This window comes from Paenibacillus forsythiae T98 (assembly GCF_000520735.1).
GTDB lineage: Bacteria > Bacillota > Bacilli > Paenibacillales > Paenibacillaceae > Paenibacillus_AQ > Paenibacillus_AQ forsythiae.
Genome location: NZ_ASSC01000395.1, coordinates 1 through 5368, shown reverse-complemented (window position 1 = coordinate 5368; position 5368 = coordinate 1). Strand labels below are relative to the sequence as shown.

The 5368-nt window shown below is 55.9% G+C and carries 6 protein-coding genes; all 6 read left to right on the top strand.

Annotated elements, in window-relative coordinates; genetic code table 11:
- Positions 1 to 151: 151 nt before the first annotated feature.
- Positions 152 to 919 (top strand): Cof-type HAD-IIB family hydrolase, encoded by a 768-nt coding sequence (locus L692_RS0112555; protein WP_156940425.1) that lies wholly within the window; start codon positions 152 to 154, stop codon positions 917 to 919.
- A 52-nt stretch (positions 920 to 971) separates the two neighbouring features.
- A complete protein-coding gene (locus L692_RS0112550) occupies positions 972 to 1457 on the top strand; it encodes a DUF456 domain-containing protein (RefSeq protein ID WP_025700336.1) in 486 nt (161 codons plus the stop codon).
- Between the two features lie 26 nt (positions 1458 to 1483).
- Complete coding sequence (locus L692_RS0112545) at positions 1484 to 3109, top strand: putative polysaccharide biosynthesis protein (protein ID WP_025700334.1); 1626 nt, start codon at positions 1484 to 1486, stop codon at positions 3107 to 3109.
- An 88-nt stretch (positions 3110 to 3197) separates the two neighbouring features.
- The gene (locus L692_RS0112540) at positions 3198 to 3542 is read left to right on the top strand and encodes a thioredoxin family protein (RefSeq protein WP_025700332.1); all 345 of its coding nucleotides are present in this window, start codon (positions 3198 to 3200) and stop codon (positions 3540 to 3542) included.
- Between the two features lie 232 nt (positions 3543 to 3774).
- Positions 3775 to 4728, top strand: coding sequence for a COX15/CtaA family protein (locus tag L692_RS0112535; protein WP_025700330.1), 954 nt, complete (start codon positions 3775 to 3777; stop codon positions 4726 to 4728).
- Positions 4729 to 4753: 25 nt separating this feature from the next.
- Positions 4754 to 5368 (top strand): UbiD family decarboxylase domain-containing protein (locus tag L692_RS0112530; RefSeq protein WP_025700327.1); only part of this gene is annotated, 615 nt, incomplete at its 3' end.

Genomic DNA, 5368 nt, shown 5'->3' with positions numbered 1-5368 from the left:
TTGGGAATACGGCCTCGACGGAGTGCCGAAGAAGAGCCAGCAGCAGAAATCCGCTGGTCAAAGTGGCAGTCCTGCCGCGAACGGCGCAGTGACAACGGGTACGAACTAATTAACAAATAAACCACTAAAAATAGATCATGGAGGGATGTCAATGACCGCTAAATACCGCCTGTTGGCTTTGGATATGGATGGAACTCTGCTTAATAGTGAAGAACGGATTACCCCGGAAACGGTGAAATGGATACACCGGGCGGTGGATGCGGGCATTCATGTCTGCTTGTCCACCGGGCGGGCGTTTAACTCCGCGTATCCTTACGCCAAGGACCTTGGGCTGAAGACGCCCATGGTTACCGTGAACGGCAGTGAAGTGTGGCGGGCGCCGCATGAGCTGTATCGCCGTTCCCTGATGGACCCGCAGCTTATCAAGCAAATGCATGCGATAGCGATCCAGTACGGCATCTGGTACTGGGCCTATTCGGTCGACGGCGTGTATAACAAGGAGAGCTGGGATGGCAATATCGACGGGCGGGAATGGCTGAAATTCGGCTATGATACCGAAGATGACGAGATTCGCCATCAGGTGCTGATGAAGCTTCAGGACATGGGGGGGCTGGAGATTACCAACTCGTCCCCTTATAATCTGGAGATTAATGCTCTTGGCGTGAACAAGGCATCCGGCGTCAAGGAAGTGTGCGGCTTGCTGGGAATCAAGATGGAGGAGGTTATCGCGGTCGGTGACAGTCTTAACGATCTTGCGGTCATTCAGCAGGCGGGTCTCGGGGTGGCCATGGGCAATGCCCAGGATACCGTCAAGCAGGCGGCCGATGCGGTAACCTCGACGAATAACAAAGATGGAATCGCCGAGGTTATCCGCCGTTTTATCTTCTCGGATGAAGCGGCGGCTTCGCGGGAGCTATAGCCTGATGCGGGGACTTCGGGTCCGCAAATCCTATCTATAAGGGGGACCAAGCTTGACTATTCTTGGATGGATTCTGATTATTGCACTGTTTGCCGTCGGCTTGGCCGGGGCAGTCTATCCCATTTTGCCCGGAGCATTGGCGATCTACTTTGCCTTTTTCGTCTATGGCTGGTTCTTCGGCTTCGGCTCGTTCGGGCCATGGTTCTGGATTATTCAGACCTTGATCGTCGCCGCGCTGTTTATTGCCGATTATGTCGTGGGGGCATGGGGGGTCAAAAAATTCGGCGGTTCCCGTTCCTCCATCATTGGCAGCACAATCGGTCTGATCGCGGGCCCGTTCGTGATTCCGGCGTTCGGCCTGATTATCGGACCGCTCCTTGGCGCGTTCATCGGCGAGATGATCGCCGGGTCAAATCCGGGCAAAGCGCTTAAGGTCAGCGCCGGCTCCATGCTCGGGCTGTTCAGCAGTACGGTGGTCAAGATTGTGCTGCAGATCGTGATGGTCATCCTCTTCTTCATTTGGATCGGCCGGTATTAAATTCACTGCAAAGAAGGGGAAACAGGTTGTCGAAGAAGGATTCTTTTATTAAAGGCACGATTATTCTGGCCGCCGCCGCTTTGGTGGCGCGTGTGCTTGGCATTTTTCAGCGGGTTCCGCTGGAGCACTTGTTCAACGATGTCGGGGATGCGGCCTTTTCGCAGGCCAACAATGTGTATCTGATGCTGCTGACGCTCGCCACGGCGGGCATTCCCAGCACGCTCAGCAAAATGGTATCAGAGCGCTACGCCCTGAACCGACCGGACGAAGCGCGGCAGGTTTACCGAGCCGCGCTTATTTTTGGCGCCGTCGTCGGCGTAATCATCAGCGCGGCGCTGTACATAACCGCTCCGTTGTTCGCGAAGCACGCGGGCGTGCCGGAAAGCACGCTGGCGATCCGGGCGATTGCCCCCGCGCTGCTGCTGTTTCCCACCATCGCGATGATGCGCGGATACTCGCAGGGCCGCAACAATATGATGGCCAACGGGATTTCGCAAATCGTGGAGCAGATTGCCCGCGTGTTCACAGCCATTCTGTTGGCATTTTTCCTGCTTCACCAGGGTTACGGGAACCCGGTTATGGCGGCGGGGGCCTCGTTCGGCAGTGTGTTCGGCAGCGTCGGAGCTTTCGCCATTATGCTGTATGCCGCTATCAGGATGAGGCAGAGCGACAAGCAGAGCGGCATTCACGCCTCCACGGAGGCCAAACTGCCGCTGCTCGGTATTTACAAGGATATTTTCAGCTTGTCCATTCCGATTATTCTGTCTTCCATGACGATTCAGGCCGTCTATTTCATTGACTCTTCCCTGATCGTTCCGCTGCTTAGCGGGCAGGTGGGCGGAGCTGAAGCGACGCGGCTGCTCGGCATTCTCGGTCAAAAGGCGCAGAGCATTGCGGGCATTCCGCCCGTGCTGGCAATCGCTCTCAGCACCTCGCTGATTCCAGTCATTTCTGCCGCTTATGCAAGGCGGGACGAGGACCACCTGAAGCGGCAGATCACGCTCGCGATGCGTATCGCCATCCTGACCGGAACGCCGATCGTGCTGTCGCTTGTCGTCGCGGCCCATTCGGTCAACGGCCTGCTCTTCAGCAGCCCTTCCGGGACCGGCATGATTGCGCTGCTGACACTGGGCACCATTTTTCAGATTACGATGACTACCTCGAACTCCATTCTGCTCGGTATGGGGAAATCGCGGATTTCCATGTTCTATGTGCTTGCGGGGATAGTCGTCAAGCTGGCGGCGAGCGTTCTGCTCAGCCGGTTCATCGGCATCTATGGCATCATCATCGCTACGGCGCTGTGCTTTATCGTTATTACCGGCCTGAATCTGCGACTGCTTCGCAGCATTGTGCCGTTTGAAATTATGGGCAAGCGCTGGCGCGGATATTTGCTGGCGTTTCTCGTATCGGGCGCAGCCGGTTACGGGCTGAATGCGGCGGCGCTTGGTCTTGCCGGAATGATACCCGTAAGGCTGGCCTATCTTATCGGCTGTCTGGCGGCTGGCGGGGCCGTTGTCATCCTGTATCTGGTTATGCTGATTGTGCTGGGCGTATTAAGCGCGGAGGAACTGGCCAGCTATCCGCGTCCGGTGCGCAAGCTGCTGAATCCGCTCATGAAGCTGCAGCCGGCGCGCGTGCGAGGAAGAGAATAAGCGCGGCCAGTTGACTTCCGCTGCACATTTTGCTTCACTTAAAGAGTAGCATGAGACAATTGTCATAGGAGAAGGGACGGTGCAAGTGATGGATAAAATCAGCTCGCCCGCTGAATTTCAGGCTGCCATCCAATCCCCCGGTTTAACCGTGGCCGTGTTCAAGGCAGACTGGTGCGGAGATTGCAAGTTCATCAATCCGTTTATGCCGGAGGTTGAGCGGAACTACGCAGACAAGCTGACGCTGGTGGAGGTTGATGTCGATGCTGTAGGCGAGGTTAGCCAGGAGCAGAATATACTTGGCATTCCAAGCTTCGTCGCCTACTCGGAAGGCCGGGAACTGGTGCGGTTCGTCAACAAGCTGCGTAAGTCGAGACAGGAAATCGAAGATTTTCTGGATCGCGCAGCTCAGGTCCATCAGAGCATCCACAAGTAATCGCCATTCGCCGCTTTCGCCGAATTTGTGTGAAAGCGGCGTTTTTTAAAATATAAGACTGTATAAGTTCCACGCTTATCAAATTGAATAGTCAGCGGACAATCAGGTTCTGTTCAATGTATGTATGCCGCATTCACCCTTATCGGTTATAATGGAAACGCATAACTTATTCGAAATGAAACAAAAGGCCGGGTTTGGCTCCATAAAATCCAATAAACGGCGGGTGATCGGATTGACGGCGAAACCATTGAAATGGCTTGGGTACATAACCTGTCTTATTATGTTTCTCGCCCTGCTTGGCGGTGCAGTGGTTACCAAAACGGGGTCCGGCCTCGAATGCGGAAATGAATGGCCGCTGTGCAACGGCAAGCTGGTTCCCGCTTATACGCTCGGACAGATGATTGAATGGAGCCACCGGCTGTTCAGCGGTCTTGCCGGGCTGGCCTCGCTTGCCTCGGTTCTGGCCTTCCGGCGCTATGCCCGGAATCGCCGCGACTTGCAGGCATATGCCTATATGACGCTGCTGTTTGTGGTCATCCAGGCATTCATGGGAGCGCTCGCCGTCGTGCGCCCGCAGACCGCCGCCGTCATGGCGCTGCATATGGGCTTCTCGCTGATCGCCTTCGCCAGCTCGTTGATGCTGGCTCTGGGCGCGGGGAGCCGCTATTCCGGCGAACAGACCGGCGCCCTTCCGCCCGTTGGCAAAGGCTTTCGCAATTTGACCTGGATTACCGCCATTTATGCTTATATCGTCGTCTATGTCGGCGCTTTGGTCAGTCATACGGGTTCGCAGGGGGGCTGCTCGGGCTGGCCTTTGTGCAACGGAGAAGTGATCCCGGAGCTTTCCGGAGGAACCGGCATTATGTTTGTTCACCGGATTGCGGCTATGCTGCTGTTCGTTCTTACAGCGGTGCTCGGACATCTGGCATTCTGGAGGCATGGCCGCTATCCTGAGCTTGGGAAGCTTGGCGCCTTGGCCGTCGCTTTGTGCGCACTTCAGGTGCTTAGCGGCGCCAGTGTCGTGTTCACCCTGTACAACGAGCAATGGTATCTGTTTGCCGCTTTGGCCCACATTGTGCTGGTATCCGGCTTGTTTGGCGTGTTGTGCTATATGAGTGTACGCGTGTGGCAGCTTGGCAGAATAGACAGAGAGAAGGATTCGGCTGAAATCGGCCATTTTGGATAGAGCCCGTTCAAGGAGGAACAATATATTGGGATACAGTAATTTGCGCCAATGGATAGAACAGCTGCGGAAGGATAAAGACCTTGCCGTAATTGAAGCGCCGGTTGATCCTTATCTGGAGCTGGCGGAGATTCACCGCCGTGTGATCCAGGAAGAGGGACCGGCTCTGTTGTTTACGAATGTAAAAGGGACTCCCTTTCCGGTTGTCACCAACCTGTTCGGCACGGTCCGGCGGGTGGATCAGGCTTTTGGTCCCCGGCCCGAAGCGCTGATGAAGTCGCTGATGGGCGCGGTGGAAACGCTGCTGCCGCCAACGCCAACCGGTGTCTGGAAGGAAAAAGGGCTGCTGTTTGACCTGCTCAAAGTCGGCGTCAAGAATGTCCCGCAGGGCGAGGCGCCGATCTTGAGCGTCTGCCAGAGCACCGATCCGCTCAAGGGATTGCCTCGGGTTACAAGCTGGCAGGAGGACGGAGGCCCGTTCGTTACGCTGCCGCTCGTGTATACGGAAAGTCCTTCGAATCCCAAGGATCATAATCTCGGGATGTACCGGATTCAAATATATGACGACCAGACGACAGGCGTTCACTGGCAGATTCACAAGGGCGGAGGATTCCACCACCATGAGGCCGAGCTGCGGAATGAA